This is a genomic window from Erythrobacter sp., assembly GCF_040217515.1.
Lineage (GTDB): Bacteria > Pseudomonadota > Alphaproteobacteria > Sphingomonadales > Sphingomonadaceae > Erythrobacter.
Genome location: NZ_JAVJPT010000003.1, coordinates 274,593 through 291,183, shown reverse-complemented (window position 1 = coordinate 291,183; position 16,591 = coordinate 274,593). Strand labels below are relative to the sequence as shown.

At 64.3% G+C, this 16,591-nt stretch carries 17 protein-coding genes and 1 tRNA gene; 11 read left to right on the top strand and 7 right to left on the bottom strand.

The genetic code is table 11. The features are described 5' to 3' along the window. The first annotated feature begins 36 nt into the window (after window positions 1–36). From RIB52_RS03015 to RIB52_RS02990, 6 genes are read left to right on the top strand one after another with little or no spacing between them, the layout of a single operon-like run. On the top strand, window positions 37–462 hold the full coding sequence (locus RIB52_RS03015) for a Zn-ribbon domain-containing OB-fold protein (RefSeq protein WP_350172762.1): 426 nt from the start codon (window positions 37–39) through the stop codon (window positions 460–462). Further along, on the top strand, window positions 459–1,631 hold the full coding sequence (locus RIB52_RS03010; protein ID WP_350172760.1) for a thiolase family protein: 1,173 nt from the start codon (window positions 459–461) through the stop codon (window positions 1,629–1,631). The genes RIB52_RS03015 and RIB52_RS03010 overlap by 4 nt, the downstream gene beginning before the upstream one ends. A 9-nt stretch (window positions 1,632–1,640) precedes the next feature. Then, window positions 1,641–2,411 (top strand): SDR family NAD(P)-dependent oxidoreductase, encoded by a 771-nt coding sequence (locus RIB52_RS03005; protein ID WP_350172758.1) that lies wholly within the window; start codon window positions 1,641–1,643, stop codon window positions 2,409–2,411. 1 nt (window position 2,412) lies between these two features. Continuing rightward, window positions 2,413–3,177: a ThuA domain-containing protein gene (locus RIB52_RS03000; RefSeq protein WP_350172756.1), complete on the top strand. Its 765-nt coding sequence runs from the start codon at window positions 2,413–2,415 to the stop codon at window positions 3,175–3,177. A gap of 33 nt (window positions 3,178–3,210) precedes the next feature. Further along, the gene (locus tag RIB52_RS02995; RefSeq protein WP_350172754.1) at window positions 3,211–4,419 is read left to right on the top strand and encodes an acyl-CoA dehydrogenase family protein; all 1,209 of its coding nucleotides are present in this window, start codon (window positions 3,211–3,213) and stop codon (window positions 4,417–4,419) included. A 37-nt stretch (window positions 4,420–4,456) separates the two neighbouring features. Next, complete coding sequence (locus RIB52_RS02990; RefSeq protein ID WP_350172752.1) at window positions 4,457–5,368, top strand: SDR family oxidoreductase; 912 nt, start codon at window positions 4,457–4,459, stop codon at window positions 5,366–5,368. Between the two features lie 892 nt (window positions 5,369–6,260). Here the strand turns inward: RIB52_RS02990 and RIB52_RS02985 are convergent. Beyond that, a complete protein-coding gene (locus RIB52_RS02985) occupies window positions 6,261–7,880 on the bottom strand; it encodes an AMP-binding protein (protein WP_350172750.1) in 1,620 nt (539 codons plus the stop codon). Between the two features lie 140 nt (window positions 7,881–8,020). On the opposite strand from RIB52_RS02985, the gene RIB52_RS02980 reads away from it, so the two are divergent. Next, entirely contained in the window at window positions 8,021–8,830 is an 810-nt protein-coding gene (locus RIB52_RS02980; RefSeq protein ID WP_350172748.1) for a helix-turn-helix transcriptional regulator, read from the top strand. A 268-nt stretch (window positions 8,831–9,098) separates the two neighbouring features. Here the strand turns inward: RIB52_RS02980 and RIB52_RS02975 are convergent, their stop codons facing one another. Next, window positions 9,099–9,650, bottom strand: coding sequence for a VOC family protein (locus tag RIB52_RS02975; protein WP_350172746.1), 552 nt, complete (start codon window positions 9,648–9,650; stop codon window positions 9,099–9,101). A gap of 137 nt (window positions 9,651–9,787) precedes the next feature. Here RIB52_RS02975 and RIB52_RS02970 point away from each other — a divergent pair, with 137 nt between their 5' ends. Genes RIB52_RS02970 through RIB52_RS02960 form a run of 3 tightly spaced genes read left to right on the top strand, consistent with a single transcriptional unit; the run spans window position 9,788 to window position 12,784 of the window. Next, complete coding sequence (locus tag RIB52_RS02970) at window positions 9,788–11,215, top strand: aromatic ring-hydroxylating oxygenase subunit alpha (protein WP_350172744.1); 1,428 nt, start codon at window positions 9,788–9,790, stop codon at window positions 11,213–11,215. An 8-nt stretch (window positions 11,216–11,223) separates the two neighbouring features. Further along, a complete protein-coding gene (locus RIB52_RS02965; protein ID WP_350172742.1) occupies window positions 11,224–11,976 on the top strand; it encodes an SDR family NAD(P)-dependent oxidoreductase in 753 nt (250 codons plus the stop codon). A gap of 10 nt (window positions 11,977–11,986) precedes the next feature. Continuing rightward, the gene (locus RIB52_RS02960; protein WP_350172740.1) at window positions 11,987–12,784 is read left to right on the top strand and encodes a sugar phosphate isomerase/epimerase family protein; all 798 of its coding nucleotides are present in this window, start codon (window positions 11,987–11,989) and stop codon (window positions 12,782–12,784) included. A gap of 190 nt (window positions 12,785–12,974) precedes the next feature. Here the strand turns inward: RIB52_RS02960 and RIB52_RS02955 are convergent, their stop codons facing one another. The 5 genes from RIB52_RS02955 to RIB52_RS02935 form a co-directional block, all read right to left on the bottom strand. Beyond that, window positions 12,975–13,205, bottom strand: coding sequence for a biotin/lipoyl-containing protein (locus RIB52_RS02955; RefSeq protein ID WP_350172738.1), 231 nt, complete (start codon window positions 13,203–13,205; stop codon window positions 12,975–12,977). 16 nt (window positions 13,206–13,221) lie between these two features. Then, on the bottom strand, window positions 13,222–14,208 hold the full coding sequence (locus RIB52_RS02950; protein WP_350172736.1) for an alpha-ketoacid dehydrogenase subunit beta: 987 nt from the start codon (window positions 14,206–14,208) through the stop codon (window positions 13,222–13,224). 1 nt (window position 14,209) lies between these two features. After that, on the bottom strand, window positions 14,210–15,178 hold the full coding sequence (locus RIB52_RS02945; RefSeq protein WP_350172734.1) for a thiamine pyrophosphate-dependent dehydrogenase E1 component subunit alpha: 969 nt from the start codon (window positions 15,176–15,178) through the stop codon (window positions 14,210–14,212). Between the two features lie 35 nt (window positions 15,179–15,213). Continuing rightward, window positions 15,214–15,978 (bottom strand): SDR family NAD(P)-dependent oxidoreductase, encoded by a 765-nt coding sequence (locus RIB52_RS02940; protein ID WP_350172732.1) that lies wholly within the window; start codon window positions 15,976–15,978, stop codon window positions 15,214–15,216. A gap of 268 nt (window positions 15,979–16,246) precedes the next feature. Continuing rightward, window positions 16,247–16,321: transfer RNA gene (locus RIB52_RS02935), tRNA-Thr, on the bottom strand. 105 nt (window positions 16,322–16,426) lie between these two features. Here RIB52_RS02935 and RIB52_RS02930 point away from each other — a divergent pair. Next, the gene (locus tag RIB52_RS02930; protein WP_350172730.1) at window positions 16,427–16,588 is read left to right on the top strand and encodes a hypothetical protein; all 162 of its coding nucleotides are present in this window, start codon (window positions 16,427–16,429) and stop codon (window positions 16,586–16,588) included. The last annotated feature ends 3 nt before the right edge of the window (window positions 16,589–16,591 follow it).

Genomic DNA, 16,591 nt, shown 5'->3' with positions numbered 1-16,591 from the left:
TGCAGCCTGAAAACAGGCGCGAACAAGGAGGGACAAATGGGCGAGAAGATCGACCCCGAACTGTGGAGCGACGACCCGCAGCCGCACCTGATCGGTGGCAGGCTGCCTTCGGGCGAGATCGTGTTTCCCATGCCAAAGGGGGACGCGGCCAGGGATGTCGAACCCTACAAGCTGTCGCGCCGGGGAAAGTTGTGGTCGTGGACCAGCCAGGGCTTCCTGCCCAAGGAACCCTATGAAGGCCCCGGCTCCGGCCCCGGCGAAGGCCCGCCCGACTTCAAGCCATTCCTCATCGGCTATGTCGAACTTCCCGGCGAGGTCATCGTCGAAAGCCGGATCGTCGATGCATCGCTCGAGGATCTCGAACTCGGAATGGAGATGGAATTTACCATCGTGCCGTTCAACGACACTTACGACACCTATGCCTTCCGACCTGTATCGGGCGCGCAGGAGAAAGCCGCATGAGCGAGAATGTCTATATCATCGGGGCTGGCATCCATCCCTTCGGCCGGACCGAGGAACGCTCGGGCCGCGAACAGGGTGTCTATGCCGTGCGCGAGGCCTTGAAGGACGCAGGGCTCGAATGGGCCGACATGGAATGCGCCTATGGCGGCTCGGCCGCGGCGGGCAGCGCGGATATCATGGTCAATGAGCTTGGCCTCACCTCGCTTCCTTTCACCAATGTCGCCAATGGCTGCGCGACCGGGGGCAGCGCGCTCTCCGCCGCGCAGCAGGCGATCGCGAGCGGCATGTACGACCTTGCGCTCGCAGTCGGCTTCGACAAGCACCCGCGCGGGGCCTTCAACGCCAAGCCCGCCGATTACGGCCTGCCCGAATGGTACGGCCAGACCGGCATGATGCTGACGACGCAGTTCTTCGCGCTCAAGATCCAGCGCTACATGCAGCTCCACGGCATCAGCCGCACGACCCTGGGCCGGGTGGCGGAAAAGGCGTTCCGCAACGGGGCGAAGACCCCGCACGCATGGCGGCGCAGCGAGATCGACCTCGAGACGATCATGAACGCGCCGATGATCAACGATCCGCTGACCAAGTTCATGTTCTGCTCGCCGTCCGAAGGCGGGGTCGCGCTGATCCTCGCCAGCGAGAAGAAGGCGAAGGAGCTGGGCGCGCTCCAAAACAGGGGGGGCGTGAAGATCGCCCGGATCGCGGTGAAAACCCGTCCGCCGGATTCCTTCGAGGTGTTCCAGCCGGGCGTCAGCGTCAAGGATGGCGGCAAGCCCACCGTGCTCGCCTCCAAGGCCGCCTTCGAAGGCGCAGGGATAGGCCCGGAGGATGTCGAGGTCGCCCAGCTTCAGGACACCGAAAGCGGCGCGGAAATCATGCACATGGCCGAAAACGGCTTCTGCAAGGATGGCGAGCAGGAGGAATGGCTGGCCAATGGCTGGTCCGGCCTCGATGGAAAGCTGCCGATCAACACCGATGGCGGCTGCCTCGCCTGCGGCGAGCCGATCGGCGCCTCGGGCCTGAGGCAGGTCTACGAGAATGTCGAACAATTGCGCGGCCGCGCGGGCGAAAGACAGGTCGCAGGGCGCGACGGCAAGGGGCCGAAGCTCGGCTATTCCCATGTCTACGGCGCGCCGGGCCTGTCCGCCGTCGCCATCCTGGAGCGATAAGGGACGCCGATGGGCAGGATGGAAGGCAAGGTCGCGCTCGTCACCGGGGGCGCGGAAGGGATCGGGGCGACGGTCGGGCGGATGATCGTCGCCGAGGGCGGCAGGGTCATGCTGTGCGACGTCCAGATCGACAAGGCCCGCGCGCTGGCCGGGGAACTGGGCGAGGCGGCTGATGCGTTCGAACTCGACGTGCGCAATCTCGATCGCTGGCACGAGGCGGTGAAGGCGACGCAGGACCGCTTCGGCAAGCTCACCGTGCTGTGCAACGTCGCGGGCATTTCCGAACCCGGCAACGTGCCCGACGGCTCGGAGGACGTGTGGCAGCGCACGATCGATATCAATCTTCACGGCCCCTATTACGGAATGCGCGCCGCGATCCCCGCGATCGAAGCGAGCGGCGAGCCGGGGGCGATCGTCAATATCGGCTCGATGATCGCGATGCGCGCGGCCTCCTTCGTCGCCGCCTACAGCGCGTCGAAGGCGGGACTGCTCGGCCTTACCCGGTCGGTCGCTCTCGACCTTGCCGAACGCGGCCTGCCGATCCGCGTCAACATGGTCCATCCCGGCGCGATCCGCACGCCGATGTACGAACGCTACAAATATTCGGGCGCCGACACCCCGGAAAACATCGAAACCAATTTCGCCGCAACCCATCCGATGAACCGCATCGGCGAGCCCGAGGAAGTGGCGCGCGCCGTCCTCTTCCTCGCGAGCGACGATGCAAGCTTTACCACGGGCTGCGATTTCACCGTCGATGGCGGCGGGTCGATAAGGAGTTAGCATGGCCCGAACGGACAAGCACCAACCCGCCACACGCATCGACGCGCATTTCGTCGCCGCGGGCAAATATCACGACATCGACTACCCCCGGCTGGAGATTCTCAAGCTGCTCGCCGAACACCCGCAAATCCGCACGACCGTCGCGTGCGATTATTCGGGGCTGGAGCGGCTCGATTCCTGCCGTTTCCTGATCACCTATACCTGCGACCTGATGCCGAGCGAGGAACAGGCCAGGCAGCTTCGCGCATGGGTCGAAGGCGGGGGCAAGTGGCTGGCGCTGCACGGCACCAATTCGATCCTCGTCTTCACCGAGGAAGGCCTGGTCGATGCACCGAACGACCGGCCCGACGTGATGGAAATGCTCGGCACGCAGTTCATGGCGCATCCGCCGATCGGACCCTTCCCGGTCGAAGTGGTGAACAAGACCCATGAGCTGACCGAGGGGATCGAGGATTTCGAAGTGGTCGACGAGCTTTACCTGTCGAAGACCACCGCCCCTATCGACACGCTGATGCAGACCGCGTTCGAAGGCGAGGCGACCGGATTCGTCGAGGCGGACTGGGACAAGACCACCGTCCCTATCCTTTATACGAGGGATATCGGGAAAGGCCGGATCGTTTACAACACGCTCGGCCATTGCCGCGGTCATTACGACCTTCCGGGAATGGTCGATTTCTACCCGCACAAGGAAATGTGTGCGTGGAATTACGATGTCTATTATGACCTTCTGAGGCGCTCGATCGCATGGGCAATGCGAAAAGACTGAAGACGCGACAAGACTGACTGGACTTGACGAATTATGGATATGGATTTCTCACCCGAGGACCTGGCCTTCCGCGAGGAGGTGCGCGATTTCCTCGAGCACAACCTGCCCGCTTCGCTGCGCGACGGGGCGCGGCGCACGCCCGGCGTCTTCGTCGAGCCCGATATCGGCATGGAATGGCACCGCATCCTCCATGAAAAGGGCTGGGTCGCGCCCCACTGGCCCGAGGAAAACGGCGGCACCGGCTGGACCCCGACGCAGAAATTCATTTTCGAGAAGGAATGCGCGCTGGCAGGTGCACCCTCGCTCGCGATCCTCGGCCTCAAGCTCGTCGGCCCGGTCATCTGCGAATTCGGGACCGAGGAACAGAAGGAACGCTTCCTCCCTCGCATCCTGTCGGGCGAGGATTACTGGTGCCAGGGCTATTCCGAGCCCGGCAGCGGGTCCGACCTCGCCAGTCTCAAGACGACCGCCGTGCGTGACGGCGACGAATATGTCGTCAACGGATCGAAGATCTGGACCACCCACGCCCATCACGCCAACTGGATCTTCGCGCTGGTGCGCACCGATCCCAATGTCAAAAAACAGGCCGGCATCACCTTCCTGCTCATCCCGATGGACCAGGAAGGGGTCGAGGTCACCCCGATCCATTCCATGTCGGGCGACCACGAGGTCAACGCCGTGTTCTTCTCCGACGCGCGCACCAGCGCCGCCAACCGGATCGGCGAGGAAGGCCAGGGCTGGGGAATCGCCAAGTTCCTGCTCGAGAACGAGCGCGGCGGATCGTGCTTCGCCCCGCGCCTGCTCCAGTCGATCGACAAGCTCGAGGAGCTGGCGAAAGAACAGCCCTCCGGCGTCAACGGCGCGGTCGGCCACGATCCGCGCTTCCGCGACCGGCTCGCACGCGCCCGGCTCGAAGCCGAAGCGCTGGAAGTGACCGAGCTGCGCATCCTTGCCGAACTCGCCAAGGGCCGTTCGCCCGGGCCGCAGACCTCGCTGGTCAAGCTGCTCGGCTCGAATATCGGCCAGACCATCGACACGCTGCGGCTCGAACTGCTTGGCCCCGACGCGCTGCAATTGCCGCTGGAGCGCCCGCTCTACGGCAACGAAGCCCCCGAACCCGTCGGCAGCGAGACCGCGCAGACCGCTATGGGCCGCTATCTCAACAACCGCGCCGCCACGATCTTCGGCGGTTCGGACGAGGTGCAAAAGAACATCATCGCCAAGACCGTGCTCGGGCTCTGAGCCGAGCGGGACGGCGCACCAAGACAGGGGATTTCCAATGGACGTATCGAAGCTGATGTTCCGCGACGGGCTGATGGACGGCGAGCGCATCCTCGTCACCGGCGGCGGGACCGGGCTGGGCAAGGAAATGGCCGAGGGTTTCCTGAAACTGGGCGCGACGGTCTATATCTGCGGTCGGCGCCAGTCGAAGCTCGACGAATGCGCCGCGGAACTGATGGAAAAGCACGGCGAGAGCGGCGGCAAGGTCGTCGCCCATGCCTGCGACATCCGCGACGCCGATGCGATCCATGACATGATCGACGCGATCTGGGCCGATGGCGGCGCGCTCACCGGCGTGGTCAACAATGCGGCGGGCAATTTCATCAGCCGGACCGAGGACCTGTCGGTCAACGGCTTCAACGCCATCGCCGACATCGTCTTTCGCGGGACATTCTACGTCACGCTCGACGTGGGCAAGCGGCTGATCGCGGAAGGGAAAAGCGCGAGCTTCCTGTCGATCCTCACCACCTGGGTGTGGTCGGGCAGCGCCTTCGTCGTGCCTTCCGCCATGAGCAAGACCGCGATCCACGCCATGACGCAGAGCCTCGCGACCGAATGGGGCCGCTATGGCCTCAGGTTCAACGCGATCGCGCCGGGCCTCTTCCCGACCAAGGGCATGAGCGCGCGCCTTTCCCCCGGCGGGCAGGGCGGCAATTCCAAGAACGACATGAACCCGATGGGCCGCGCGGGCGAGATGCACGAACTCGCGAACCTCGCGGTGTTCCTGATGGGGCCGGGCGCGGAATATGTGAACGGCCAGACCATCGCGATCGACGGCGCGGGCTACCAGGCGCATGGCGGGACGTTCTACCCCGTGCTCCACGCGCTGGGCGACGCCGAATGGGAGCAGATGCGCGCGATGATCAAGGGCACGAACGAAAAGGACAAGGCCGAGCGCACGACGGGGTGAGGTCCAGAAATATCCTCTGACCACACTTGGTCCAACGACCGAAGAGCGGCGAAATTTGCTATGAACTCAATCTGCTGATCAACAGAGACCCCACCACCAGCAAAGCAAATCCCGCGAACATACCAAGGATGACGCTCAACCCCACTGCAGCACAAGATTTGAACATCAACCCGCGCCCTGCCGGTTCCAAGGGGGTTTAATCAGCCTAATGAGACCTGTCTCGAGTCCAGACGCCCCATCGACTGGCAGACCGTTCCACTCGAGGTCGGGTGGGCAGGCTACATAGACCTCAACGTTGTCGCCGTTGGCAAGGGCCGAAAGTATTAAGCCCTTCACGCGAGCGCTCGTCCTTTGTTTCTCGTGACCGTAAACATAATGGCCGAGGCGCGTCCGCAGGTCTCCCCTAGTAAGACCAATATAAGCGACAAGACCGTTGACCGAGAACGCGTAGACCCCCGGTTTCGCGGGTGATCGAGCAGAATATTGGAATGTGCCGTCGCCCGTGAGATGGCACTCACTCACCTTCTGAAAACCTGATGTGAGCAGACGGCTCGCAGGCCACGATTCGGCAGTCTTTTCGACTCGCTTGTCCCTTGCTCGCGTCAGATCGTTTCTTTTGCCCGCAGTGATGCCAGCTTGGACCAAAACATTCCGAACATGCTGATATCGAATCTCGAGATACTTTGCTATCTCCGTTCGTGAGTATCCAGCCCGCGCCAGGGCTCTGATCATCTCTGATTTTGTGGGCAGCCCCGCTATGACTGTGCTTGGTTCAGGTCGGCTCATGCAAGTATAGTGACAAGGATTTCATTTCTGGCTAGTCACTTTCTTCAGATGACCCGAGACCACGTCTCTATTCAAAAGCAATCCGAGCTAAGAGGGGCCGTTTGAGCTACCCCGCCGCCTCGTCGGCCAGCCTTTGCGCGGTCTTGTAATCGGGCTTGCCGTTGTTGAGCCGCAGCGAACCGTCGGTGAACACATAGAGCCGCGGGATCTTGTAGCCCGCCAGCCCCTCGCGGGCGTGCGCGTCGAGCGCTTCTTCCAGCCCCTCGGCATCGCCTTCGGGTTCGACCACGGCAACGACCTTGCGGCCGAAGCGTTCGTCGGGCAGCGAGACGACGCGCGCGTCGTGGACGTGCGGGTGGTCCATCAGCACCGCCTCGACCTCCTCGGGGAAGACCTTTTCGCCGCCGGTGTTGATGCACATGTTGTCGCGGCCGATGAATTCGAGGCTACCGTCCGCCGCCCAGCGCGCGCGGTCGCCGGTCATCAGCCAGCGCCGCCCGCCGATCTCGGGGAAAGTCTGGCGGTTCTTCTCGTCCTCGCCGAGATAGCCGAGAGGCAGCGGCCCGGTGCGCGCGACGATGCCGACGCCGTCGCTGCCGGGCGGAATCTCGTTGAGATTCTCGTCGAACAGCTTGGTCTCGCGGCCCGGCAGCGGCTGGAACTTGCCCCCGCCGGTGGACCCTTGCGCGGTGGTGATGACGATGCCTGTGCCCGAGCTTTCGGAACTGCCCAGCGCGTCGACGATCATCAGCGTCGGGTGATGCGCGATCAACCGCTGCTTGAGCGCGGGCGAGAACACCGCGCCCGATGAGGTGATCGAGCGCAATGTCTTGAGCACCTCTGCGCCATCGCCGCGCGCATCGAGCCGGTCGGCCAGCGGCAGGGCGAAGGCATCGCCGACGATGAACACGCCCTTCGCCCCGATCCGGGCGATCTCGTCCAATGCGATGTCGGCGTCGAATTTCGGATGCGGCAGCAGGGCGAGCGTGCCGCCCTTCAACAGGTGGATCAGCGCGGTAAACTGTCCCGCCCCGTGCATCAGCGGTGAAAGCAGCAGCAGCGGCGAGGTGCTCGCCGGGTGTTCGGGGCCGATCGTGACGGCCTCGGCGACCTGTTCATCGAGGGAGGTCGCAACGAAAGGCGGCTGTCCGGGCGCGCGCTGCCAGACCGAGATGCTGAAGGCCTGCCACGCCTCGACCATCGGCCACATCACGGCCTTGGGCATCCCGGTCGTCCCGCCCGTGGCGGTCAGGAAGAGCGCCTGCGGGTCATCGTGTATCGCGAAACCTTCGGGCAGGTCCGCCTGTTGCAGCGCGTCCCAATCGGCATCCGACACGTCGATCACCTGCGTGCCGTCCGGTGCGGCCTCCCGCGCGAGATCGGCGAAATCGCGCTCGGTGAAGATCGCCTTCAATCCGAAACGCGCGGCGATGTCGGCCAGTTCGCGCGCCTTGTAGTGATAGTTCACGTTGACCGGGACGACTCCCGCTTTCGCGCAGCCGAACCAGGCGAGCAGGTAATCGGGCGTGTTGCGCAGCATCTGCCCGGCGATGTCGCCCGGTGCGAGACCGCGCGTCCTGAGCCCGGCGGCGATCCGGTCGGTCGCGATTTCGAGTTCGCCCCATGTCACGACCCGCTCCCCATGGACGATGGCCGGCCGATCCGGCTCCACGGCGGCTGCGATTGCACGAAGGGCAACACAGAAATTCGACCCAGACCAGCTCATGAGTGCCAAGCTCCTTTTCTTTTCACATGTTTCGCCTAGAGTGCCGGATACCGCAATTCCCCTGCGTAAAATACGAGGCGAATCGACAAAAATACGCTACGCTGGCGCAGGAGCGGGGACCAGACGGAGGAGAGGAACCCATGAGCACGAATGTGGTAGAGTTGCGCGTGCCGCACGGCCGCGAAACCATCGAGCAATTGCTCGAGGAAGTCACCATCACCTGTCCCGAGGACATCCACGATGCGGCCGTCGCGCTCGCCCGTGTGGCGCAGGAACGCGGGATGCAGGTCGCGGTGTGCGACGACATTTCCTCGAAGGAACCGATGGTCGATGCCGAGGGCACGATCCTCAATGCCGATGTCTTCCGCTGGCTCGACGACGGGGCGCGCTGGTGGGAGGACCATCGCCTCGCGCTCCATTCGCCGCTGCCGCGGGCATGCCGCTACGAATCCGAGCCTTTCTGGGTCAATGCCCAGGGCTTCAACACGCGCTGGCGCAATTGCTACCTTGAGGAGATCGACCTGACCGATTTCGAGAAACGCGCCCTTTGCAGAGCGGCGATCGTTGTGCCGGTCCACCTGCCCTTCGGGCAGATCTCGGCGTCGAGCTTCATTTCGATGGATCGCGCGAAAGAGGATCTGTCGGAGGAATTCGCCGCCTATGGCCAGCTTTTCGCGCAGGTCGTGCGGCGCTTCGTCGCGGGCTATGTCCAGGCGATCCGGACCAAGCGGCGGATCCCTTCCGATTGCGTGCTGTCCAAACGCGAGGTGGAATGCCTGCGCTGGGCCGCGATCGGCAAGACGGACAAGGAGATCAGCATGATCCTCAACCGTAGCCACGCCACGATCCGCTATCACATCCACCGCGCGGGCGAGAAGCTCGACAGTGTCAACCGCGCGCAGACGATCTTCAAGGCGGGGCAATTGGGGTATCTGGGGGCTTCTGATTGATTTTGCGCAGCCCATCCGGGCTGCGATAGCCTCGCTCACGCGACCTTGCGGTCGCATCGCTGCGGGCGGCCGGTCGGCCTTGCGGCCCGCGACGCGGGCCGTACTAGCGCGATTAGGCTACCCGGCTCCAGCGATGCCCGGAAATCCGTGCTGACCCCGGAGCGCAGCCGCCGCGAGCGCAACCGCGCGAGCCGCAGCGGGCGCAGCCTTGCTGCGCGTCCAGCGAGGACCGCACCCCGGATGGGATGCGGAAAAACAATGACTCCCCTTAACCCAATTTGCGCAGCGGTTCCGAGCCGTCCCAGTCCTCGCACGCCTGCTTGATCATGGCGAACAGGCCCGGGCCGCTTTCGCCCTGCTGGAGTATCTCGACGAGGCTCCCCGGACCCCGTCCGGGGTCGACATAGATCACCCGGCTGTCGCCCAGCGCGCCCTCGATCACGATCTCGGCGCCGCGCGCGTCGCAGACGCGGCGGGCCTCCTCGATGTCCTCGACGAGGATACAGACATGGTGCAGGCCCCCGCCAACCTCGGCATATTCCCCGCGATAGATCGAGGGATGCGCATCGCGCGGACGGATCAGTTCGACCTGGATGTCGCCCCAATAGGCGAGCGCGAGGTCGAACGCCGCTTCGGTCGGCTCGCCCTTGTAGCGCATCCCTTCGAGGTGGATGCCTTCCATAAGGTGGAACGGGCCCACCCCCATCACCTCGGTCCAGTGCTTCACCGCCGCGTCGAAATCCTCCGGCACGAAGGCGAGTTGCATCACCTCGCCCAGCTCGCTCAGCCCTGTCTCATCCGCATTTCCCGCCACAACCATGCCCGTCCTCTCCAATCCGCTAGGATGACCGGGTGCGAAGCTGTGTGATATTGGGGCCAAGAAACACTGCGCAATTTGCGAGGCTCCGGAAGGCCGGGCGAGCGGCCGTGGCCTGCCAGAGCGGATCGAGAGGACCCATGAACGAAGTCAAGCACGTCACGCGCGAAGACCGGTGCCCCGGGATCAGCTATACCGAAATGCTCGAAGGCGACACCCGAACGCCGCCCGATTACCTGTTCGAGGAATCGACTATCGAGATGGGCGACGATCCGATTTCGGTCGATCCTTATATCTCGCAAGAGTTCGCGCAGGCCGAACGCGAGCGCATGTGGCCCAATGTCTGGCTCTTCGCGGCGCGCGAGGACGAAATGCCCGATCCCGGCGACACGGTCGTTTTCGACATTGCGGGCAAGAGCTTCCTGCTCGTCCGCCAGAAGGACGGCAGCGTCAAGGCGTTCTACAATGCCTGCCTCCATCGCGGGCGCAAGCTGCGCACCGAGGCGGGCAATTCGATCCAGCTGCGTTGCCCTTTCCATGGCTTCACCTGGCGCAATGACGGGTCGCTCAAGGAAATCCCCTGCGCATGGGATTTCAAGCATCTCGAAGGCAAGGACATGACCCTGCCCGAGGCGCGCGTGGAGCTGTGGGAAGGCTTCGTGATGCTGACCGAAAATCACGACCTGCCCGATTTCAAGACCTGGCTGGGCCCGGCGGCCTCGCATTACGAACGCTACGATTTCGGCAATCGCTATACGGGCATGTGGGTGCAGAAGAAGATCCCGGCCAACTGGAAGGCCACCGCCGAGGCCTTCATGGAAGCCTGGCACTCGATCACCACGCACCCGCAGCTGCTCGGCTTCCTCGGCGATGCGAACACGCGCTACGATCTGATCGGCGACCATTTCAACCGCGCGATCACGCCGTCCGGGGTTCTCAGTCCTCACGTGAAAGGCAAGAATTCGGACTACGTGCTTGAGAAGATGAACGAATTTTCGGGCGGGGACGATGCCCAGACCAACCGCCGCTTCACCGCAGGGGAGGGCGGGCAGGAAGGATACGATCCCGACGATCCGCTGGCCGCGCGCAAGGTCCTGGCCGAAGCGGGACGACAGGGCTTCGCCGAACAATATGGCTACGACTATTCGGACGCCGCCGACACCGAGATTCTCGACAATCACACCTACAACATCTTCCCCAACTTCGCCCCTTGGATCGGCTTCCTGCCGACGCTGGTCTATCGCTGGCTGCCGGGCGACACGCCGGATTGGTGCATTATGGAAATCCGCCTGCTCTTCCCCACGCCCAAGGGCGAGGACCGTCCGCGCGCAGTCGAGATGACCTACATCCCCGACGACGAGCCGTTCTCCTGGGCCGCCGACAAGATGGGTCCGGCGCTTGCCAACGTGTTCGACCAGGACATGGCGAACCTGCCTTTCGTGCAGGAAGGCATGAAGGCGATGAAGGAAGGCAAGATGGAGCTCGGCCATTACCAGGACAGCCGGGTGCGCCATTTCCAGACCACGCTTCACAAATATATCGACGGCGAGCTCCCGGCGACTAAGTAACCCGTCCCATGAGCATCACTGTCGACCTGTCAGGGCGCACCGCCCTCGTCACCGGCGCGTCCTCGGGCCTCGGCGCGCGGTTCGGCCGCATACTCGCGCAAAGCGGCGCGCGCGTCGCGTTGGGCGCGCGGCGCAAGGACCGACTCGAGGCACTCGCCGCCGAAATCGGCCCCAACGCCGCGGCAATCGCGATGGATGTCGCGCGCGAGGTCGATGTGATCGCGGGCTACGATGCCGCCGAAGCCGCCTTCGGCACGGTCGACACGGTGATCGCCAATGCGGGCGTGGACGGCGCAGGGCTCATGACCGAAATGAGCGAGGCCGAGATCGAGCGCACGCTGGCGATCAACCTCAAGGGCGCGATCCTGACCGCGCGCGAAGGGGCGAAGCGCATGATGGCGGCGGGCGTCACCAAAGGCCGCATCGTCCTTGTCGGCTCGATCACAGCTTTCGAGCCCTCCCCGGGCCTCGTCGCCTATGCCGCGAGCAAGGCTGGTGTGGTGCAGGCGGCGCGCAGCATGGCGCGCGAGTGGGCGCGAAAGGGTATCTGCGTCAACACGATCTCGCCCGGCTATATCCGCACCGCCATCAACGACGCATGGTTCGACACCGAGGGCGGGAAAAGGCAGATCGCGCGTTTCCCGAGGAAGCGGCTGATGGAGGAAAACGGCCTCGACGCACCCGTTCTCTTCCTGTGCTCCGACGCGGCGGACTTCGTCACCGGCGCGGACTTCGTGCTCGACGACGGCCAGACGCTCTAGGACGCGCGCCATGGCCCGCCGCCGCATCTCGCTCGCCGCCGGGATCATGCCCGAGGCGACCCCGTCCCAGCTGGTCGAAGCGGCGGCGAAGGCCGGGTTCGACATGGGCGGCATGTGGGCCGAGCAGGACAGCTGGACCCCGGCCACGACCCGCGCGATCCGCCGTCAGGCGCGCGAGGCGGGGGTGGAGCTGCTCGATCTCGAGGTCGCGTGGATCAAGCCGGGCGATCCCGACCCGTGGCTTACCGAGCTGGTCGACATCGCGGCCGAACTGGGCGCTCAAAACCTCCTGTGCGTCTCGAGCGATCCCGACCCCGCCTCTACCACCGCCAAGTTCCAGGCGCTGGTCGATCGGGCGCAAGGCACGGGCGTGCGGGTCAATCTCGAATTCGGCCTCTTCACGGAGGTGAAGACCGTGCACGACGCCCGCGCCATACTCGAATCGGTCGAGGCCGATGCCAAGGCGCTGCTGGTCGATACGCTGCACTGGTCGCGGTCGGGCGGGACGGCGAATGACCTTGCGGCTCTCCCAAGCGAATGGCTGTCCTACTGCCAGCCCTGCGACGCGCCCGCCGAGCCGCCCGACCTGTCGGACGGCGATGCCGTGATCGACGATGCGGTCAACCGCCGGATGCCGCTGGGGCAAGGAGGCCTCGCGGTGGGCGCGATGCTGGACGCGCTGCCCGACACGCTGCCCTGCGCGGTCGAGGAACGCTCCGCCGCCTTGCGCGAAGCCTTCCCCGACCTCAACGAACGCGCCGCCGAAGTTCTGCGCACCAGCCGCGCCTTCCTCGACGCGCGCGGGTGATTTCCTACCCCGGCGCGGCGCGTTACGACGGGGCGGCTCCTTCTCATCCTTGTCCCCCCTGGCCGAGCGAAAAGGCCCCTCGCCCCCAAGTGTCACCTTGGGGATGAGGGGCCTCAACGTTCTGAAATGTCTAAACTAACGAGGCGGCTGCAAAAGTGACAGGGTGTAACCTTTGTCCGCTTTGTCGCCCCTATTCGATCGTGCCGATGAGGTCGCCGACCTTGTAGACCGTGCCCTCCTCGCCGGTGGGATGGATCACGCCGCTCGCCTGAGCCTCGATCTCGGTCGTGCTCTTGTCGGTTTCGACGGTGTAGATCACCTCGCCCTTCTCGACCGTTTCGCCGTCGCCGAACATCCATTCGACAAGGGTCATCTCGGTCGCGCTCATGCCGAGTTTGGGAATGCGGATCTCGGTTGCCATGTTTCGGTCTTTTCCCCTAAGCCTTGCCAACGCTGGCCTTGATCTGGCCGACAATCTCTTCCTTGGTCGGGATCCACGCCTGTTCGAGATGGGTCGCGAACGGCACGGCCGAGAAGGTCCCGCCGATCCGGCGCACCGGGCCTTTCAGTTTGTCCCAGCATTTTTCCTGGATATTGGCGGCCAGTTCCGCGCCGGTGCCGAAGGGACGGACCGCTTCGTGCAGGGTCAGCGCGCGGCCGGTCTTGTTCACCGACTTGAGCACCGTTTCCTCGTCGTAAGGCGCGATGGTGCGCAGGTCGATCACTTCGACGCTGATGCCTTCCTTTTCCAGCTCCCCCGCAACCTCGAGCGCATCGAGAACGGTCCGGCCATAGGTGATCAGCGAGATGTCGCTGCCTTCCTTGGGAACCGCCGCCTTGCCCAGCGGCACGCGGTAGCCGGGGCCCGGATCCTCGGACTTGAGGCCGTAGCACAGGATGTTCTCGATGAAGATGACGGGGTCATTGGCCTCGATCGCGGAGCGCATCAGGCCGCGCGCATCGGCGGCATTGGACGGCGTGACGGTGTGAATGCCGGCGACATGCGCGAACCAGGCTTCGAGCATGTCGGAATGCTGCCCGCCGAAACCTACGCCGACGCCGGTCGTCGTGCGGATCACGATCGGGCACGGCGTCTGCCCGCCCGACATGAAACGCAGCTTGGCGGCGTGGTTGACGATCTGGTCCATGCACACGCCGACGAAATTCATCAGCATGATTTCGGCAATCGGCCGCTGCCCGGCAAGCGCTGCGCCCACCGCCGCGCCGACGATGGCGGTTTCGGAAATCGGCGTCGCGCGGATGCGGTGTTCGCCGTATTTCTCGGTCAGGCCCGATGTGACCTTGAATACGCCGCCGCCCTGCTTGGCGGATACGTCCTCGCCCAGGCAGAAGACACCGTCATCTTCCGCCATGGCTTCGTCGATGGCCTTGTTGAGGGCCTCGGTCATTGTGATCTCGGCCATATCAGGCAGTCTCCTCGAGAACGTCCTTGTAGATTTCGTCGGTATCGGGAAGCGGTGCATCGAGCGCATGCTGCACCGCCGCGTCGATATCGGCGTCGATGCCCTCGACGATTGTGTCGAGCTCTTCCTCGGTGAACTGGTGTTCCAGCATCACCTTGCGCAGCTTGGGCAGCGGGTCTTCCTGCTTCATCTCCTCGATATGCTCGGGCGGCATGTAGGAGAAATCCGAACCGAAGAAGTGACCCATCATGCGATAGCACATGGCCTCGACCAGCGTCGGACCCTCGCCGGCGCGCGCCCGGTCGACTGCGTCCTTCATCGCCGGATAGATCTGGTTCACGTCATTGCCGTCCACCCGCACGCCGTGCATGCCATAGCCGCGCGCACGCTCGGCGATGGTTTCGCTGTCGGTGTGATCGGCATAGGCGGTGTGTTCGCCATAGCGGTTGTTCTGGCACAGGAAGACGACCGGCAGCTTGTAGAGCTGGGCCATGTTCATCGCTTCGTGAAAGCCCCCGATATTGGCCGCCCCGTCGCCGAAGCTGACCAGCGTCACGCGCCCGTCGCCGTTGTTCTGGCTCGCCATGGCAAGCCCGTTGGCGATGGGAATGCCGCTGCCGACCACGCCGGTCGTCACCATGATGCCGGTGTCGGGATCGGTGATGTGCATGGTCCCGCCCTTGCCCTTGCAGGTGCCGGTTGCCTTGCCGAGGCATTCGCCCCACCACTTCTCCATCGGGATGCCCTTGGCGGTCTGTTCGCCCTGCCCGCGATAGGTGCACACGACATAGTCGTCGTCCTCGAGCGCGGCCATCGCGGCGGCGGAGACGAGCTCCTGCCCGCGCACGCAGTAGTACATCACGGCGACCTTGCCCTGCATGAGAAGCTCGCGGAACTTCTCGTCGGTGCGGTTCACCTTCATCGTGCGGGTGTAGATGTCGAGCAGCTTGTCGCGGTCTATTTCGGCCATGGGGGAAAGCCTTTCTGTCTTGAGGAGGGGGCGCGTCAGAACTGCACGCGCTGGGTGAAGCCGCCGTCCACCACTATGTTCGCGCCTGTCATGTAAGGCACGGCGGGGCTGGCGGTGAAGACGATCGCCTTCGCCACTTCCTCGTCATTGCCGAAGCGGCCCATCGGCATCTTGGCGAGCGTGCCTTCGTAAAGCTCGGGCATCATGCCCTTGATCGCCTCCCAATTGCCGCCCTCGTAATAGATCGCGCCGGGCGAGACGCAGTTCACCCGGATACCCTGCGGCGCAAGCGCCTGGCTGAGCTGCGAACCATAGGTGATGAGCGCGGCCTTCATCGCGTTGAACGCCTGAGGGGCGATGAAGGTCTCGAGCGCGGCGGTCGAGCTCATGAAGACGATCGATCCGGTATCCGATTCGGCGAGCATCGGGGTGAGCGTTTCGACCGCGTTCACCGCGCCCATGATGTCCATGTCGAGCGTCGCCTGCCAATCGCCGGTCCCGCCCGTGCCGGAGGACGAGGCGGTATGGATGAAGATGTCGCAGCCGCCCAGTTCCTTGGCGGCCTTTTCCAGCCACGCCTTGTAGGCATCGGCACCGTCATTCATGTCGAAGACCTCGGCAAAGACCTTGCCGGGACCGGCGGCGTCGATCGCGGCCTTGGCGGCCTCGATCTTGTCTTCCTTGCGGCTGAAGAATGCGACGTCGGCGCCTTCCTCGGCGAACAGCTTGAGCGAAGCGAGGCCGAGCCCGTGCGCCCCGCCGTTCATGATCACTTTCTTGCCCTTGAGTCCCAGATCCATGGCGCACCTCTCCCATGCGGTGATTGATTGCGCAGGGAATAGCGAAGGCGGCTGGCGGGGCGTATCGTCAAAAGTGTGGGGAGATGAAGTGTGATGCACCGTCCGCCTTCCACGGTCGCACAGCGACCACAAGCGGGGAGTCGAAGCCGAAGGCGCAGACGTGCGGAGCACACTTGCACGCCCGCGCAGGTGCCCGGAACGAAGCGAAGCGAAGTGGAGGAACAGCACCGCAGATGCTCGCCCGGATGGGCGAGCCTAAGAAAAAAGGTGGTGCTGCTGGGGAGGATTGAACTCCCGGCCTCACCCTTACCAAGGGTGCGCTCTACCACTGAGCTACAGCAGCGTGACCATTGCCGTGATGGCGGGCAGGCGCGCGCTATTGTCGCGCTGCCCCGCAATGTCAAGCGAAGGCTTGAACGGGCCGTGTCTTAGCGGCAAGGCGTTAGGGATGAGTGAGGAGCCCGACAAGAATATGGCGCGCGAGGAGCGGCTCGCTGCCAAGTTGCGCGAGAACCTGCGCCGCCGCAAGGCCCAGGCACGCGCGCAGTCAGAAGGAGGCATGCACGAATCGCGCGACAATGGGCTTTCCAAGCCGGACGAGCATAGCTAACCA